We start from the raw sequence: 16,565 nt of genomic DNA on the forward strand, positions 1-16,565 counted from the left end.
GGATCAGGCCGAGGAAGACGTCGAGGCGGCCGGCGGAGGCCATCAGGCCGAGGCCCACTCCGAGGTTGGCCATGTTCAGGAAGAGGATCCAGAGCACCGGTATCCCCAGGAACGCGCCCATGACCAGGCAGATCGCGGCCGCCTGGGCGTTGTTCGTCCACACCTGTGCGGCGAAGGAGCCCGCGGGGTGGCTGGAGTAGTACGTCTCGTACTGGCCGCCGGGCTGCGTGAGCGCCTTCAGGTCGTCGGGGGCGGCGATGGCGCCCTGGACTTCCGGGTGCGTGGCGATCCACCAGCCGATGAGCACGCCGAGCGCCGTCGAGAGCAGGGCCGTCGGTATCCACCAGCGGCGGCTGCGGTAGACCGCGGCCGGGAAGCCCACCGTGAAGAAGAGGGCGACGTCGCGCCAGCCGGACCGGCGGGTGCCCGTCACCGTGGCGCGGGCGCGGGCGATCAGCTGGGTCAGCCGACCGGTGAGCATCGGGTCCGGGGCGCTGGACTGGATCTGGGAGAGGTGGGTGGAGGTGCGCTGGTAGAGCGCGACGAGTTCGTCGGCCTCCTCGCCCGTGAGCTTGCGCCCGCGGCCCAGGAGCTGCTCCAGACGGTCCCACTCCGCTCGGTGTGCGGTCACGAAGACATCGAGATCCATCCGGTTGCCGCTCCCCTGTCCCAGGTCCCCTGGCCACTGCCTATTCCTAGTGTGGTCAGCTTGGCAGACTGGATGCCGTTGGGGCGGGGCAGGTCACATGAGAGGTGCTGTGGTGAGCGATCTGGTGACGGGGGACGCTGTCGTCCTGGGATTGAGGCCCGCGCGACTGCCGAGCCGCGGGCTGGCGATCCTCCTGGACATGGCCGTGTACGTCACTGGATACGTGATCATCTCCATCGGGCTGACCATGGCGACCGCCTCGCTGGACGAGGCCGCCCAGGCCGCCGTGGGGGTGGCGGGCTTCCTGCTGTTCCTGGTGGGCATGCCGATCGCGGTGGAGACGCTCTCCCACGGACGTTCGCTCGGCAAGCTCGCCTGCGGGCTGCGGGTCGTGCGGGACGACGGCGGGCCGATCAGGTTCCGGCACGCTCTGGTGCGCGGGGCCCTGGGGTTCGTGGAGCTGCTGCTGACCTTCGGGTCGGTGGCGTGCATCGCCTCGCTGGCTTCGGAGCGGGGCCGGCGGCTCGGGGACCTGTTCGCGGGCACGCTCGTGGTCCGGGAGCGGGTGCCGGGGGCGCGGGTGATGCCGGTGCCCCCGCCGCCGCCGTGGCTGGCCGGGCGGTTCACCGGGCTGGACCTGTCGGCGGTGCCGGACGGGCTGTGGCTGGCGATTCGGCAGTACCTGACGCGGATGGACCAGCTGGATCCGCAAGTGGGTGCCGCGATGGCGGGCCGGCTCGCGGACGATCTGGTGGCGCGTACGGGGGCGCCGCCGCCGGCGGGGGTTCCGGCCGCCGCGTTCCTGATGGCCGTGGTGCACGAACGGCAGTCGCGTGACGCCGCCCGGGCCTTCCGGCCGGTCGCCGCTGCCGGGCCCGGTCCCGCACCCTTTTCCGCGCCCTTTGCCGCGCCCGGTTCGGGGTTCGCTCCCGCGCCGATGCCGACGACGATGCCCGTCGCCGCACCGGGGCCTGTCGTGGCGCAGCCGGTTGCCCGGGTGGCACCCGAGGCGCCCGTGGAGGCTCCGCGCGCCGGCGGGTTCGCGCCGCCCGCCTGAGGGATCACTGCTCCTCGAAGGCCGAGGGCGGCGTCTCCAGGTGTTCGAGTTCGATCCCGGGGGCCGAGAGGACCACGTCTCCGGCGATGTGGATGGTGTGGACCTCGCCGGTGTCCAGCGCGCTGACCCGGTACTCGTCCACCAGGAGCGGGCCGCTGTCCGTGGGGTGTTCCTCGCGGGCCAGCAGGGCCCAGGCCTGGTCGACCGTACGGGGCGCCAGGACCGGGTCGGTGAGGGCGAGGAGCCGGACGCGGGTGGCCGGGGCGCCCGGGGTCAGGCGCAGCAGGCGGGTCGTGGCCACGAGGAAGGCCGGGGAGGTGCCGGTGAAGCCGGGGGCTGCGATGTTGCCCTCGGTGGCCTCGGTGCCGGTGGGGTCGGTACGGACCCAGGTGACGCCGTCGATGGCGGCGCCCCGCACCTGCCAGCTCGCGGCGTTGACCTCCAGCCGGATGGGGCGGCCCAGTTCGTCGATCGCCAGGTCGACGGAGCCTCGGTGGTCGCCGCCCGGGCCGGTGAGCTGGGAGACGTAGCGCCAGCCCGAGGGCCCGGGGGCGCAGTGGAAGTGCTCCTCGCCGAGCGGTGTGTGGTCGTGCGGGTCGTGGAGCGAGTAGCGGCCGCGGGGCATGGTGCGCACTCTTCTTGGGGGTCGGGGGACGTGTCGGGGATACGGGGCAGGCCCCCGGCACGGGTGCCGGGGGCCTGCTTCACGTGCTGCTGCCGCTGATCAGAGGCTGATCAGGGGTTGATCAGTAGCGGTAGTGGTCCGGCTTGTACGGGCCCTCGACCTGGACGCCGATGTAGGCGGCCTGCTCCGGGCGGAGCGTGGTGAGGCGGACGCCCAGGGCGTCCAGGTGCAGACGCGCGACCTTCTCGTCCAGGTGCTTGGGGAGCACGTAGACCTCGGTCGGGTACTCCTCCGGCTTGGTGAAGAGCTCGATCTGGGCCAGGGTCTGGTCCGCGAAGGAGTTCGACATCACGAACGACGGGTGACCGGTCGCGTTGCCCAGGTTCAGCAGACGGCCCTCGGACAGCACGATCAGGACCTTGCCGTCGGGGAACTTCCAGGTGTGGACCTGCGGCTTGACCTCGTCCTTGACGATGCCCTCGATCTTCGCGAGACCGGCCATGTCGATCTCGTTGTCGAAGTGGCCGATGTTGCCCACGATCGCCTGGTGCTTCATCTTGGCCATGTCCGCGGCCATGATGATGTCCTTGTTGCCCGTGGTCGTGATGAAGATGTCGGCCGTCTCCACGACATCGTCGAGGGTGGCGACCTGGTATCCGTCCATCGCGGCCTGCAGCGCGCAGATCGGGTCGATCTCCGTGACGATGACACGCGCACCCTGACCGCGCAGGGACTCCGCGCAGCCCTTGCCGACGTCGCCGTAACCGAAGACGACCGCCACCTTGCCGCCGATGAGGACGTCGGTGGCACGGTTGATGCCGTCGATCAGCGAGTGCCGGCAACCGTACTTGTTGTCGAACTTCGACTTCGTCACGGCGTCGTTCACATTGATCGCCGGGAACAGCAGGCTGCCCTCGGACATCATCTCGTACAGACGGTGCACACCGGTGGTGGTCTCCTCGGTCACACCGCGGATCTCGGACGCGAGCTGCGTCCACTTCTGCGGGGACTCGCCGAGGGTGCGGTTGAGCAGGGTGAGGATGTACGCGTACTCCTCGGAGTCCGCCGTCGACGGGTCCGGGGCCGCGCCGGCCTTCTCGAACTCGACGCCCTTGTGAACGAGGAGGGTGGCGTCACCACCGTCGTCGAGGATCATGTTCGGGCCACCGGTGGGGGTGTTCGGCCAGGTCAGCGCCTGCTCCGTGCACCACCAGTACTCCTCCAGCGTCTCGCCCTTCCAGGCGAAGACGGGTACGCCCTGCGGGTTCTCCGGGGTGCCGTTCGGGCCCACCGCGATGGCGGCGGCCGCGTGGTCCTGGGTGGAGAAGATGTTGCAGGAGGCCCAGCGGACGTCGGCGCCGAGGGCGACGAGGGTCTCGATGAGCACGGCCGTCTGCACGGTCATGTGCAGCGAGCCGGTGATCCGGGCACCGGCCAGCGGCTGCGCCTGGGCGTACTCGGCACGGATCGACATCAGGCCCGGCATCTCGTGCTCGGCCAGGGTGATCTCCTTGCGGCCGAACGCGGCAAGGGACAGGTCTGCGACCTTGAAGTCCATGGGTGCTGCTCCTCATGGTTCGAGAGGTGGGTACGGCTGGGCCGTGCGCCGTCCTGGGGACGGGACACCGAGCACAGTCCGTCGGGGGTCCTCTCTCCCCTCGGCCGGTCGCAAGGACCGCCCGACCCGCCATCAGCAGCGACGTCTGACACTGAGCACGAATCTACACCGATCGGTGGAGTGAGCCCCAGTCAGACGAGGAAGAAGCTGTCAGGTTATGTCAGGTCCTCCCGTCGGCAGGCTCCGGTCCCTGAGGGCTTCTGGCGCACCTCTCGGGTGCGCATGGGTGCCGTCGGCCGCGTCGGTTCTCGGGCGACCCTGCTGGTCAGGGGCCCGGAGGGGTTCCGTACGCTGCCCCGCGCACACGCACGAATCGAAGGGGTGGCTGATGGAACGCAGGCCTGGGCGGAGACTGGGGATCTGGGCGGTGGTGCTGCTCGTCTTCGGGACGGTCGTGCTGGTGGGCACCAGCGTCTACGGAGCCGTCGCGGCGCCGGCGCGGGGCTTCGACATGAGGGTCGCGAGCTCCGACTCGATGCTCCCCACGCTCACGCGGGGCAAGCGGGTGTGGTTCGAGGCCGGTCCGGTCCCGGACGTCCGGCGCGGTGACGTCGTACTGATCACGCTGCCGTGGATCCCCGACGGACCCGCTCTGGAGCGGGTGGTGGCGGTCGGCGGGGACCGGATCTCCTACACGCCGGGCGAGCCGACGCTCCGGCTGGGCGGCGAGCCGCTGGACGAGCCGTACATCAAGGACCGCACGGTGCCGGCGGCGATCGGGTTCGACGTCACCGTTCCCGAGGGTCGTGTCTTCCTCATGGGTGACAACCGGAACAACTCCTTCGACTCCTCCTTCAACATCGACGGGGAGAGCAGGGGAACGGCCCCGGTCTCGGCCGTGCTGGGCAGGAGGATCGAGACGCCCGTCGCGTTCCTGGCGGCCGGAGCCCTCGCGCTGTGCGGGGTCCCGGCCTTCCTCGCCGGTGCGGGGTTCGGGATCGCGGCTCTGGTGGCTCGGCGGAGGAAGCCCGTGCCCGCCGGGCCCGTTTGGGGTGCCGTGCGCGTCGACGAGCCGTAAAGGCCGACGCATGCCGAAGGCCCCCGCGGGCTGCTGCCCGCGGGGGCCTTCGCATGTGTGTGGCCGCCCGGTTACTTGGCAGCCTCGGGGCGGTAGATGTCCGGCTCCAGGTAGATCACCCGGGCGATCGGGACCGCCTCGCGGATGCGGGCCTCGGCGGCGTTGATCGCGTCGGCCACCTCGGTCGCGGTGTCGTTGCCCTCGACCGCGATCTTGGCGGCGACGAGCAGCTCCTCGGGGCCCAGGTGCAGGGTGCGCATGTGGATCACGCGGGTGACGACGTCCCCGTCGACCACTGCGGCCTTGATCTTCTCCACGTCCTCGATCCCGGCGGCCTCACCGAGCAGCAGGGACTTGGTCTCCGCGGCCAGCACGATCGCGATGGCGATGAGCAGGACGCCGATGCACAGGGTGCCGATGCCGTCCCAGATCCCGTCGCCGGTCAGCAGGGCGAGGCCGACACCGCCGAGGGCCAGCACCAGGCCGACGAGCGCGCCGAGGTCCTCCAGGAGGACGACGGGCAGCTCGGGGGCCTTGGCCCGGCGGACGAACTGGGTCCAGGTCTGCTTGCCCCGGATCTCGTTCGACTCCTTGATCGCGGTGCGGAAGGAGAAGGACTCCGCGATGATCGCGAAGACGAGGACGCCGACCGGCCAGTACCAGTTCGTGATCTCGTGCGGGTCGTGGATCTTCTCGTAGCCCTCGTAGATGGCGAACATGCCACCGACGGTGAAGAGCACGATGGAGACGAGGAAGGCGTAGATGTAGCGCTCGCGCCCGTACCCGAAGGGGTGCTGCGGCGTCGCCTCGCGCTGGGCCTTCTTCCCGCCGAGGAGGAGCAGCCCCTGGTTCCCGGAGTCGGCCAGCGAGTGGACGCTTTCCGCGAGCATCGACGAGGAGCCGCTGAAGAGGAATGCCACGAATTTGGCTACAGCGATGGCGAGATTGGCGGCGAGTGCCGCCACGATCGCCTTGGTACCGCCCGACGCGCTCATGGGTGCAGGGTGTCCTTCCTAGCCACTGACTACCGGCCGCACATTGTTGCAGCCGGCGGGAGGGACGCTGCGTCAGACCACCACGGTGGCGCGGAAGACCGTCCCGGTTCCTGACAGTTCGACCTTTTCGCCCGCCGGTACGAAGACCGATTCGCCAGGAGTCAGGGGCAGTTCGCCCGCCTGCGGGGAACCCGCCGTGCAGAGCAGGATCTGCGGGGCCCCGTGCGGGAGCACCCGGGGGGCGCCGCCGGGCGCGAGGAGGAAGCGGGAGAGCCGGAATTCGTCGATGGGGGTCTCGTAGACCTCCTCGCCGTCGCCCTCCGGGCGCAGCAGGGTCGGGTCGCCGGGCTCGAACTTCGCGACCTTCAGCAGCTCGGGCACGTCCACGTGCTTCGGGGTGAGTCCGGCACGCAGCACGTTGTCCGAGTTGGCCAGCAACTCGACGCCGAGGCCGTCGATGTAGGCGTGCGGGACGCCGGCGCCGAGGAACATCGCCTCGCCGGGCTGGAGGCGGACGTGGTTGAGCAGCATGGCCGCGATGACTCCCGGGTCGCCCGGGAAGTGGTGGACCAGGGTCGCGTACGGGATGTAGGTGCCGCCGAGGCGCGTGACGGCCGCGGCGACCTCGCTCACGGTGTGGGCCATCTCGGCGCGGTCGGCGGTCAGAACGGCCGTCAGCATCTCGCGCAGGGCCGCCTCTTCGGGGTGCGCGCGCAGCAGGTCGACGTACGGCTTGAGGCTGTCCACCTGCAGGCCTTCGAGGAGGTCCGCGGCCTCCAGCGGCGGGCGGAAGCCGCACAGCCCGTCGAACGGGGTGAGCGCGCAGATCATTTCGGGCTTGTGGTTGGCGTCCTTGTAGTTGCGGTGGTCCGCGTCGATCGGGACCCCGCGGCGCTCCTCGTCCTCGAAGCCCGCCCTGGCCTGGTCCAGGTCGGGGTGGACCTGGAGGGAGAGCGGCGCGCCGGCGGCGAGGATCTTGAACAGGAAGGGCAGCCGGGGGCCGAACCTGGCGACGGTGGCAGCGCCCAGCTCGCCTTCGGGGTCGGCGGCGATGACCTCCGAGAGCGCCCTCTCGCCCGTTCCGCGGTCGAGGCGGGAGGGTGCGCCGGGGTGGGCTCCCATCCACATCTCGGCCTGGGGCTCACCGGTGGGTGCGACACCGAGGAGCGTGGGGATGGCCGTGGTGGATCCCCAGGCATAGGGGCGGATCGTGTTCGTCAGGCGGTCCATCGTCGTCTTCCTGGATAGAGCTGGGTACGTCTGTGACTCAGCTGTGTCCCCCGGAAGCCAACGCCAGGTAGGCGGTGGCGAAATCCGTGACGGCGAGGAGCTCGGCGAGCTGCTCCAGCTCGACGCCCTCCTCCGGTTCGAGCTCGCTGACGGCCGTGTCGTGGCTGTGGGCGAGCTCGCGGGCGGCGGGGGCGGCGGTCAGACCGCCGGCCGGACGGTCACGCAGCAGAACGATGCGGGCGCGAAGTGCCTGGGGCTCTTCGACCCGGTCACGGAAGAAGTCGTCGGGGTCGGCTCCGGCGGCGAAGGCCCCGGCGAGCAGGATGCCGTGGGCGGGCAGTGCCTCGGGAAGCACGGCGGCCAGTGCGGGGCGACCGGCGAGCTCGGCGAGGGTGGCGGCGAACCGGCGGCCCGCGGGGGCGGCGCCGGTGCCCTCGCTCCAGATGAGCGGGAGGGAGTCGGCCAGCTCGGCGGCGAGGGTCTTGGCCGGGTTGGAGTAGGTGGCGATGGCCGGCCCGCAGCGTTCGGCCGTCCGGTCGAGCCGGTCGGCGACGAGCTGGAGGGTGTCCGGGGCCGCGGTGATCAGGCCGACCCTGTCGAGGAGCAGCAGCAGGGGCGTCAGCAGGGCCCACAGGGCGCCGGGGCCGGCCGCGGCGGACTCGTCGTACTCCTGGTACGGGGCCTTGGCCATCGGTACGAGGAGCCCGTGCGCGCCGTCCACGGCCTCGCTCAGCGGTGAGCGTTCGGGGGCGACGGCGACGACGGTGCAGCCGCGCCGGTAGGCCTGCTCGGAGAGGACCGCGAGTCCGGGCTCGGTGCCGTCGGTGGTGGCGAGGAGCAGCAGGTCCACGGGGCCGGCCCAGCCGGGCAGGGCCCAGCGCAGTGCGCCGGACGCGTGGGCGACGCCGGTGGGCTCCAGCCGGATGACGGGCGCGGAGGCCCCGGCGAGGGCGCCGAGCAGGTCGGCGACGCCGGTGGCGGCGGTGCCGGGTCCGGCGATCAGGACGGAGCGCGGGCGGCCGTCGGGGCGCAGCTCGGCGAGGCCGGCATCGGTCGCGTGCCGGGCGGCGGTACGGACTCTGGCTCCGGCCTCGGCCGCACCGCGGAGCAGGCCCCGGCGGTCGATGCGGGCGAGATCGTCCGGTGCGTCGAGGAGCGACTCGTCGAGCATGGCGGCCTCCGGCGGTGTTGACGGATCCAGGGTGGCGGAATCGGTCTCAGCGTCTGCGTGCGCGGTGCGGGCGCGGCTGGGGGTCAGGCGGGGCGGCGGGCCTCGTCCACGAGGAGCACGGGGATGCCGTCGCGGACCGGGTACGCGAGGCCGCAGTCCTGGCCGGTGCAGATCAGCTCGGGGGCCGTCTCGTCGGCCGACTTGTCCTCGAGGGGCGAGTGGCAGGCGGGGCAGGCGAGGATCTGCAGGAGGCCGGCTTCGAGCGGCATGGGGCGGTTCCCTTCGGGCATGTGGGTGGGGCGAGGTCAGCGTACCGCCGAGTCACCGCCGGTGCGGTGTCGTGGGGGGCCCGGTGGGGCCGAGCCCCCGGGGAAGCCGGCTGCGCCGGGAACCCGGGCTCCGCCCGGAGCCGCGCCTCGATCGCCGGCGGGGCTGGAGTGGGCGGAGCCCGGGCCCTCGGGCCGGGCTCCGGGGCTGGATCGGGTCAGGCGCGGATGAGGGTGAGGACCTCGTCGCGGACCTTGGCCAGGGTGGCCTCGTCCCGCGCCTCCACGTTCAGCCGCAGCAGGGGCTCGGTGTTGGAGGCACGGACGTTGAACCACCAGTCCCCGCCCGTCACCGTCAGGCCGTCGAGCTCGTCGAGGGTGACACCTTCGATATCTCCGTAGGCGTCCTTCACCGCGGCCAGCCGGGCCTTCTGGTCGCCGACCGTCGAGTTGATCTCACCCGAACCCGCATACCGGTCGTAGGAAGCCACCAGCTCCGACAGCGGACCGTCCTGACCACCCAGCGCCGCCAGCACGTGCAACGCGGCCAGCATGCCCGTGTCCGCGTTCCAGAAATCCTTGAAGTAGTAGTGCGCCGAGTGCTCACCACCGAAGATCGCACCCGTCCTCGCCATCTCCTCCTTGATGAAGGAATGACCCACCCGCGTACGCACCGGCGTGCCGCCGTTCTCCCGCACCACCTCCGGCACCGACCAGGAGGTGATCAGGTTGTGGATGACCGTCCCCGAGCCGCCGTTGCGGGCCAGCTCACGCGCCGCGACCAGCGCAGTGATCGCCGACGGAGACACCCCCACACCCCGCTCGTCCACGATGAAACAGCGGTCCGCGTCACCGTCGAACGCGATCCCCAGATCGGCGCCCTCCGCCAGCACACGGGCCTGGAGATCCACAATGTTCTTCGGATCCAGCGGATTCGCCTCGTGGTTCGGGAACGTCCCGTCCAGCTCGAAGTACATCGGCACCACATCCAGCGGCAGCCCCTCGAACACCGTCGGCACCGTGTGACCGCCCATGCCGTTGCCCGCGTCCACCACCACCTTCAGCGGCCGGACCGACGCCAGGTCCACCAGACCCTTCAGATGCGCGGCATACCCGGGAAGGGAATCCAGCTCCGTCACCGCGCCCGGGGCCGTGCCCTCGGCAACCACCGGAGCACCGTCCTGCGACCACTTCTCCACCAGCGACCGGATCTGCGACAGACCCGTGTCCTGACCCACCGGAGCAGCACCCGCACGACACAGCTTGATGCCGTTGTACTGCGCCGGATTGTGCGAAGCCGTGAACATCGCACCCGGCAGACCCAGCGAACCCGACGCGTAATACAGCTGATCCGTCGAACACAGCCCGATCAACGTCACATCCACACCACGCGCCGCCGCACCCCGCGCAAAAGCAGCCGACAGACCCGGCGACGACGGACGCATGTCATGACCGATCACGATCGCCACAGCACCCGTGACCTCCACGAACGCCCCACCGAACAACTCGGCCAGCGACTCGTCCCACTCGTCCGGCACAACGCCACGCACGTCATACGCCTTGACGATGTTCGAAAGATCTGCGGCCACTGCCTGCCCTCCTGAAGGTCCTGTGCGGTTCAGCAAAACCTACCCTGAACCGGGAGCGGCTCTTCAGGCCGTCGGAGCGTCAGGAATCGGGCGATCTCAGGACGCGCAGGTGTCCGCGGCGGGTCTCACCGGTGGACGGGCCACCCTTGCCGGGGCTGCCGGGCTCGGCGGTGCGCCCCGGGGGACGGGCTGCTTCGCGCACGGCGTTGGCGAGGGCTTCGAGGTCGTCGCCACTGGGGCGGGACGGCCCGGAGCCGTCGGACAGGCGCACGACGTCCCAGCCCCGTGGGGCGGTCAGGCGCTCCGAGTGCTCGGCGCACAGGTCGTAGCAGTGGGGTTCGGCGTAGGTGGCGAGCGGGCCGAGAACTGCGGTCGAATCGGCGTAGACGTACGTCAGTGTCGCGACGGCAGGGCGGCCGCACGCAGTGCGCGAACAGCGACGTACAAGGCTCACGACGTTGGACGGTACCGCACTCTTGACCGGGCCGCGACGACTCCACCGCCGCGCACTCCCCCGTGTCGTGCTCGGAGCTACCCTGCGGGGGTGACCGACAGCCCTCTTCCTCCCTGCCCTGCAGAGCCGCCCGCCGGGGCCCGGACCGAGCCGCGCCCGCGTCGGCGGGACCGCCACGGGCGCGGGATGCGCGGTCCGGTGGCGCCCCCTCAGGTGCCGCTGGCGGCAAGCCGGTCCGAGCTGTTCGGGGATCTCGTACGGGATTCCGTGGAGCGGCTGGAGCGGCGCTGGCCGCAGCTGGCCGAGGTGGAGTTCCTGATCGGGGACGTCCCCGGCCCGCCGGGCGGTGCGGACGGCGGCTGGAACGACGAGGCGGTGCCGCTGGGCGCGGTGTCGGAGTCGCGCGAGGGGCGGCCCGCCCGGATCGTGGTCTTCCGGCGGCCGGTGGAGATCCGTACCAAGACGCGGGACGAGAAGGCAATGCTGGTCCACGAGATCGTGGTCGAGCAGGTGGCGGATCTGCTGGGGCTCTCGCCGGAGACGGTGGACCCCCGGTACGGCCAGGACTGACCTGCCGCGTACCGGGGCGCCCGTCATCCCGTCAACGGGTCCGTCAGGTCACCGGGTCAGGACCGAGAGGTCCTGGGCGGCCCTGGGGACCGAGACCGTGGAGTGGTCGTCCGAGAATCCCTGGACGGTGAACATCGCGATGCCGTCGTCCGGCAGGGACAGGGTGCGGGCCGCGTGGACCGGGCCGCCCGAGAGGGTTTCGACGGTGAGGGCGTAGGCGCCCTTGCCGCCCGCCGGGGCCAGGGTCAGCGTCTGCGTGGTGCCCGCCTTGACGGTGACCTCCTTGGAGGCCGGCTCGCCGCCCCCGGTGCCCGGTGAGGCCGTCACCTTGACCTTCGCGTCGGCGCCCGGGGCCGTCAGGGCCAGCAGGGTCGTGTTCTCCTCGGGCCGGTTGTCGGCCACGGTCGCCCGTGTCCCGACCGGCGCGGTGGCGGTGATGAAGCCGAGCTCCTGCTTGGCCCCGCTGCCGCGGACCACCCGTACCGCCGCGACGACCGGGGCGGACTTCTTGGGGTCGGCCGGGGTCAGGACCAGCGAACCGGGCTCGCCGCGGGTCAGGTCCTTCAGGTCCATGACCGCCGTCATACCGGCCTTGACGTGCAGCTGCTCGTTGCCCGCCGGGCTGATCGAGCCGCCCGGTCCGGCGAGGCGCACCTTCAGGTCCGCGTCCTCCTCGCCCGGTGCGAGGACGACCAGGCGTACGGAGGCGGCGTCCGCCGGGATGCCCGGCAGTACCAGTGAGCCCGCCGGATCGGCGGAGGCCGGCAGCCAGTCGGCGCCCACGCCCTCCTCGCCGACCTGCACCGATGCGCCCACCCGGCCGGCGCGCGTGGTCACGTGGGCGGTGGCGTCCGCGAGCTGGGCACCGGGGACGAGGGAGGACAGCAGGACGGTCTTGGTCGACTTGGGGTCGACCCGGATGCTCTCGCTGGCGCCGGCGTCGGGCTTGGCCGGTCCGTCCGGGCCGAAGAGCTTGATGTCGACGATGGCCGCGGCGTCGTCGGGGTTGGTGAGGTGGACGTAGTCCTCGCGGCCCTTGGCCGTGCTGACCGCGGGGAACCAGAAGTCGGTGCCGGGCGCGGTGCAGCCGACACCGAGCACGCCGCGGGCCCGGCCGACGGAGACCTTGGTGGTCAGCTGCGTGGTCCAGCCGGGGGCGAGGACGCCGTCGGCGCTGCCGGTGAGGGCGGGTGCGTCGGCGCCGCTGGCGGTGGCCCCGACGGGCTTGCCGGGCTCCTTGGGCTCCAGCACCGGCTTGGCGTCCTTGGTCGCGCCGAGCAGCCGGGCCGAGCCCTTGCCCGCGGGGGCGCCGGGGGTGAAGGACGTGTACGTGGTCTCGGCGATGTCCGAGGAGCTGGGCCCCGGGCAGACCAACAGGGACCGTTCCACGGGCATCCGGGCGGCGGCCGGCCTGCCGTCGGAGGGCTTGCCGTCGGCGGCGGGTGCGGTGAGGGCGGCGACGCCGGTGAGGGCGGCCAGGGCCGCGGTCACCGCCGCCAGCGTCAGGGGTGCGCGCTGCTTCACTGCTGGGGGCTCCCGTCCGGACGCGGGTCGTGCGGTGCGTGGGGGTGGTGGGGGTCGTACGGCTGGTAGGGCTCGTACGGGTAGGGGTACTGCTGCTGGTCCGGGTCCTGGACCGGCTGCTGCGGGTACGGGGCCGCGTAGCCCTGCTGGCCCTGCTGGCCCTGCTGGCCCTGCTGGTCGTACTGGCCCTGCTGGTCGTACTGCGGGTACGGGTCGTACGCGGGCTGCTGCTGGTCGTACGCGTAGCCGCTCTGGTCGCCGTACGCCTGGTACGCGTAGGTGTCCTCGCCGTACACCGGCTGCGCGGGGATCTGCGCGTACGGGTCGGCGACCGCGGCCGTCTCCACCGGTACGGGGGCCGGCTCGGCCTCGGCGCGCAGGCGGCGGGCGCGGCGGCCCTCGCCGGCCTCGCCCGGGCCGGGCTGGGACGGGAGCAGCGCCTCGTCCTCCGGCAGGTCGTCGTCGAGCTGCGCCCGGCGGCCGGGCAGGGCCATCACCAGGAGGACCAGGGCGAGGAGGCCCTGGGTCCAGTACCAGGCGGTCTGCAGCAGGGAGTCCTCGTGGACGAGGTCGAGGCGGCCGCCGTCGGCGGGCAGTTCGAAGCCCTGGGCCCAGCCGTCCAGGGTCTTCGGCTTGAGGGGCTTGCCGTCGAGGGTGGCCCGCCAGCCGGCGTCGGCCCGGTCGGCGATGCGCAGGACGCGGTCCGCGTCACCGGCGGGGATCTTGCTGTGGGCCTCGACGGGTCCGGCGGCGACGGGGATCGGTGCCTCGCCCTGCTTGCCGGAGACGATGACGGCGCGGGGCAGCCAGGGCTCGACGCCCCACAGGGCGGTGCCGTCCTGCTGGTGGCGACGGCTCAGGCCCGGGGTGGCGTCGAGGACGCGGCGGATCTCGTCGGGGCCGCCGGGGCGGAACATGACGAAGCGGATGGCGTAGGCGCTGAGCTGGCTGGACTGGTCGGCGCCGGAGCCGGCGACGAGGTTGGAGACGACCTTGTCGAGGCGGGCGTCGCCGCCGGTGCGGGCGGTGATCTCCGCGTCGCCGATGCGGCCGCCGGAGCCGCGGACGAGGCTGTAGGAGACGCTGGCGGGCGGGTCCAGGTCGAGGATCAGGGTGCGGGTCTGATTGTCGTCACCGCCCGCGTCGGCGACGAAGGCGGGGACCTGTACCGGGTCGCGGCGCTGCAGCGGGCCGTCGGCGCCCGCGAGCATCCAGGTGGCGGCGGCGAACAGCGGGCCGACGGCGGCGGTCAGGGCGATGAGGGCGGCCAGCGGCTGGCGCCAGCCGAAGCTGCGGGCGGCGACGCGTTCCCTGGCTCCGTCGGCGCCGAGCGCGGCGGCCGCGAGCAGGGCGAGTCCGTACACGAGGGTGGCGGGGCCGGCCCAGCCGGTGCGGTTGACGAGGACGGCCAGGAGCAGCCCGGCGAGGGCGGCGGCCCAGGCGGTGCGGACGGCGAAGGCGCGGTCGGTGCGCAGCAGGGCGGCCAGGGCGGCGAGGACGATGCCGATGAGCAGCAGTCCGGCGCCGGTGCCGGGGCCGCCGGGGCTGATGGCAAGCAGGCCGAGGGCGTCGGCGGAGCCGGCTCCGTAGGGCAGTCCGGCCTCGTCCAGCAGGCGGCCGGGGTGCGTGAGCAGGCCCAGCGACCAGGGGGCGAGCACGATCAGCGGGACGGCGAGGGCGGCGAGCAGCCGCAGGCCGTACGCCTTCCAGTGCGCGCGGCGCAGGACCAGCGCGGCGGTCCCGAGGACGGCGGCGAGCGGCCACACGACGGGGGTGAAGGCTGTGGTGAGGGTGAGCAGCAGCGTGTACGTCCACACCGCGCGCCGGCCGCCCCGCCGGTCGGCGGCTTCCGCGCCGTCGCCGAGGTCGAAGGCTGCGACGGCTGCGCGGGCCATGAGGGGGAGCACGACGGCGAGGACGGCGGTGCCGAGGCGGCCGCCGGCGAGGGCTCCGGTCACGGCGGGGAGGAAGGCGTAGGCGATGGCCGCCCAGGCGCGCAGCAGCCGGGATTCGACGAGCGGCCGGGAGGCGAAGTAGGCGGTGAGGCCGGCGAGCGGGACGGATCCGACGAGCAGCAGGGTCAGTGCGGCCTGGGTGGAGCCGAACAGCAGGGTGGCGACGGTGCCGAGGACGGCCAGGTAGGGCGGGGCGGAGGCGGTGGAGCCGGTGCCGACGGCGTGCCAGCCGTCGGTGTAGGCGCCCCAGAGTTCGGAGCCGCTGCCGGGGGCGGGCAGCAGGGCGCCGCCCATGAGGGAGCCGCCGCCGATCAGGGTGCGGCAGGCCGCGAGGGAGACGGCCAGGAGGAGGCCGAAGAGGAGGGGCGCGGGGTTGCGGGCGAGCCGCTTGAGGCGGGCGAAGCGCTCGGCCTCGGGAAGGTAGTCGCCGTCCTCGCCGGGGGCGTTCAGGATGCTGCCGCCGCCGTGGCGGCCGGCGGGGGCGGCGTCGGTGTCGCGGTCGCCGCCGAAGTAGCCGGCGAGCTGTTCCGCGTTGGCCCGCAGGGAGGCTCCCGGCGGGGGGAAGAGCGGGCGCAGTTCGGCGGCGGGGACGGCGGGGCGTCTGCGGGCCTTGCGGGCGGCGAGGAGCCGGCCGGGGCGGAGCAGGGTGGCGAGGAGTCCGGTGAGCTCGTCGACGGCCTGGCCGGGGGCCTTGCCGATGAGGTAGGCGAGGGTGCGCAGCACGGTGCCGAGCAGGACGCGCAGCAGGACGTAGGGCAGGGCGCGGCCGGAGCTGTTGGCGAGGATCGTGTAGACGGCGCCGGCCTTGTCGACGCGGTGCGGGCTGGCCGTGGTGCGTCCGGCGCAGTCGACGGTGCGGCGTTCGCGGGCGGAGGCCTCGGCGTGCCGCAGGACGGCGTCGGGGGCGACGAGGACGGTGTGGCCGGCGCTCTGGGCGCGCCAGCACAGGTCGACGTCGTCGCGCATCAGGGGCAGGCGCCGGTCGAAGCCGCCGAGGTCCTCGTAGACGTCGCGGCGGACCAGCATGCCGGCGGTGGAGACGGACAGGACGGTACGGACCTGGTCGTGCTGGCCCTGGTCCTGTTCGCGGCGGTCGAGGCCGGTCCAGCGGCGGCCGCTGCGGGCGAGGGTGACGCCGGCTTCGAGGAGCTGCTTCTTGTCGTACCAGCCGCGCAGCTTGGGGCCGATGACGGCGGCGTCGGGGTTCTCCTCGGCGACGCGGAGCAGCTCGGTGAGGGCGTCGGGTTCGGGGGCGCTGTCGTCGTGCAGCAGCCAGAGCCACTGGACGGGTTCGCCGTGGGGCAGGTCGGGGAGGTCGTACGTGTCGTCGCGCCAGGTGCGGCTGACGGGGTCCCAGCCGCTGGGGCGCTTGAGGTACGGGAGGTCCTCGGGGGTCAAGGTGCCTGCGGTGCGGGCGGCTTCGTCGACGGCGGTGCCGAATCCGGTGCGGCGGGCGAGGTGCAGGACGCTTTCGTCGCCGAGGGCCTCGGTGAGGAGGCGCGCGGATTCGTCGGCGCTGCCGGTGTCGGCGGCGATGTGGTTCTGCGCGGGGCGTTCCTGGCCGAGGAGGCCGGCGAGTGTCCGGGGCAGCCAGCGGGCGCCGTCGTGGGCGACGAGGACCGCGGTGACGACGTGCCGGGGAAACTCGGGTGTGGCGGGTGCCTGGTGGGAGCCCGCCGACTGGCTGTGCAGGGACATCGCTGTACGGCCCTCCGGCCTGGGGGTCCCCCGGACGGAGTCTGGGGGAGGGTCCGGGGGTGGTGTGCCCTCGGAGGCTGCTGGACAGCGCCCCACCCTAACGGCTGTCAAGACAGCGGTCCGCCTCCTGCGGGGAAGGTGCAGGA

General features: G+C 72.8%; 14 protein-coding genes (1 of these 14 cut by a window edge). 3 read left to right on the plus strand and 11 right to left on the minus strand.

Annotated elements, in window-relative coordinates; translation table 11 throughout:
- Positions 1-649 carry the 5' portion of a stage II sporulation protein M gene (locus tag OG753_RS17840; RefSeq protein WP_327262757.1) on the minus strand. Its footprint begins 359 nt before the window's first position, so 649 of the gene's 1,008 nt are visible here — the first part of the coding sequence; it begins with the start codon at positions 647-649; its stop codon lies off the left edge, out of view.
- Between the two features lie 112 nt (positions 650-761).
- Here OG753_RS17840 and OG753_RS17845 point away from each other — a divergent pair, with 112 nt between their 5' ends.
- Positions 762-1,706, plus strand: a complete 945-nt coding sequence (locus tag OG753_RS17845) for an RDD family protein (protein WP_405789149.1) — start codon at positions 762-764, stop codon at positions 1,704-1,706.
- Positions 1,707-1,710: 4 nt separating this feature from the next.
- Here the strand turns inward: OG753_RS17845 and OG753_RS17850 are convergent, their stop codons facing one another.
- Together OG753_RS17850 and ahcY are read right to left on the minus strand one after the other, a co-directional pair.
- Positions 1,711-2,331 carry a hypothetical protein gene (locus OG753_RS17850; RefSeq protein WP_405789151.1) on the minus strand — a complete coding sequence of 207 codons (621 nt, stop codon included), beginning with the start codon at positions 2,329-2,331 and terminating at the stop codon, positions 1,711-1,713.
- A gap of 121 nt (positions 2,332-2,452) precedes the next feature.
- The gene (ahcY, locus tag OG753_RS17855; protein WP_327262760.1) at positions 2,453-3,889 is read right to left on the minus strand and encodes an adenosylhomocysteinase; all 1,437 of its coding nucleotides are present in this window, start codon (positions 3,887-3,889) and stop codon (positions 2,453-2,455) included.
- A gap of 388 nt (positions 3,890-4,277) precedes the next feature.
- Here ahcY and lepB point away from each other — a divergent pair, with 388 nt between their 5' ends.
- A complete protein-coding gene (gene lepB, locus OG753_RS17860) occupies positions 4,278-4,967 on the plus strand; it encodes a signal peptidase I (RefSeq protein WP_327262761.1) in 690 nt (229 codons plus the stop codon).
- Positions 4,968-5,038: 71 nt separating this feature from the next.
- On the opposite strand, the gene OG753_RS17865 is transcribed toward lepB, so the two are convergent.
- The 6 genes from OG753_RS17865 to OG753_RS17890 all read right to left on the minus strand — a co-directional run bounded on the left by OG753_RS17865 (position 5,039) and on the right by OG753_RS17890 (position 10,672).
- Entirely contained in the window at positions 5,039-5,962 is a 924-nt protein-coding gene (locus OG753_RS17865; RefSeq protein ID WP_327262762.1) for a cation diffusion facilitator family transporter, read from the minus strand.
- 72 nt (positions 5,963-6,034) lie between these two features.
- Entirely contained in the window at positions 6,035-7,192 is a 1,158-nt protein-coding gene (gene manA / locus OG753_RS17870; protein WP_405789154.1) for a mannose-6-phosphate isomerase, class I, read from the minus strand.
- Between the two features lie 37 nt (positions 7,193-7,229).
- Positions 7,230-8,363 (minus strand): SIS domain-containing protein, encoded by a 1,134-nt coding sequence (locus OG753_RS17875; protein ID WP_327262764.1) that lies wholly within the window; start codon positions 8,361-8,363, stop codon positions 7,230-7,232.
- A gap of 83 nt (positions 8,364-8,446) precedes the next feature.
- Entirely contained in the window at positions 8,447-8,632 is a 186-nt protein-coding gene (locus tag OG753_RS17880) for a Trm112 family protein (protein ID WP_030015246.1), read from the minus strand.
- A 215-nt stretch (positions 8,633-8,847) separates the two neighbouring features.
- Positions 8,848-10,218, minus strand: coding sequence for a phosphomannomutase/phosphoglucomutase (locus tag OG753_RS17885; protein WP_405789156.1), 1,371 nt, complete (start codon positions 10,216-10,218; stop codon positions 8,848-8,850).
- A 79-nt stretch (positions 10,219-10,297) separates the two neighbouring features.
- Positions 10,298-10,672 (minus strand): DUF3499 domain-containing protein, encoded by a 375-nt coding sequence (locus OG753_RS17890; RefSeq protein ID WP_327262765.1) that lies wholly within the window; start codon positions 10,670-10,672, stop codon positions 10,298-10,300.
- A 90-nt stretch (positions 10,673-10,762) separates the two neighbouring features.
- Between OG753_RS17890 and OG753_RS17895 the strand changes: the two genes are divergently transcribed.
- Complete coding sequence (locus OG753_RS17895; protein WP_383195702.1) at positions 10,763-11,242, plus strand: metallopeptidase family protein; 480 nt, start codon at positions 10,763-10,765, stop codon at positions 11,240-11,242.
- A gap of 48 nt (positions 11,243-11,290) precedes the next feature.
- Here the strand turns inward: OG753_RS17895 and OG753_RS17900 are convergent, their stop codons facing one another.
- A complete protein-coding gene (locus OG753_RS17900) occupies positions 11,291-12,766 on the minus strand; it encodes a DUF5719 family protein (RefSeq protein WP_327262766.1) in 1,476 nt (491 codons plus the stop codon).
- Entirely contained in the window at positions 12,763-16,419 is a 3,657-nt protein-coding gene (locus OG753_RS17905) for a glycosyltransferase family 2 protein (protein ID WP_405789158.1), read from the minus strand. The genes OG753_RS17900 and OG753_RS17905 overlap by 4 nt, the downstream gene beginning before the upstream one ends.
- Positions 16,420-16,565: the final 146 nt, after the last annotated feature.

Origin of the sequence: Streptomyces sp. NBC_00029 (genome assembly GCF_045160505.1) — a bacterium.
Taxonomy (GTDB): Bacteria; Actinomycetota; Actinomycetes; order Streptomycetales; family Streptomycetaceae; genus Streptomyces.

What these genes read in the sequence shown, in the direction of transcription:
- OG753_RS17850 (WP_405789151.1), bottom strand. Translation starts at nt 2,331, where the DNA reads ATGCCCCGCGGCCGCTACTCGCTCCACGACCCGCACGACCACACACCG.
- ahcY (WP_327262760.1), bottom strand. Translation starts at nt 3,889, where the DNA reads ATGGACTTCAAGGTCGCAGACCTGTCCCTTGCCGCGTTCGGCCGCAAG.
- lepB (WP_327262761.1), top strand. Translation starts at nt 4,278, where the DNA reads ATGGAACGCAGGCCTGGGCGGAGACTGGGGATCTGGGCGGTGGTGCTG.
- OG753_RS17865 (WP_327262762.1), bottom strand. Translation starts at nt 5,962, where the DNA reads ATGAGCGCGTCGGGCGGTACCAAGGCGATCGTGGCGGCACTCGCCGCC.
- manA (WP_405789154.1), bottom strand. Translation starts at nt 7,192, where the DNA reads ATGGACCGCCTGACGAACACGATCCGCCCCTATGCCTGGGGATCCACC.
- OG753_RS17875 (WP_327262764.1), bottom strand. Translation starts at nt 8,363, where the DNA reads ATGCTCGACGAGTCGCTCCTCGACGCACCGGACGATCTCGCCCGCATC.
- OG753_RS17880 (WP_030015246.1), bottom strand. Translation starts at nt 8,632, where the DNA reads ATGCCGCTCGAAGCCGGCCTCCTGCAGATCCTCGCCTGCCCCGCCTGC.
- OG753_RS17905 (WP_405789158.1), bottom strand. Translation starts at nt 16,419, where the DNA reads ATGTCCCTGCACAGCCAGTCGGCGGGCTCCCACCAGGCACCCGCCACA.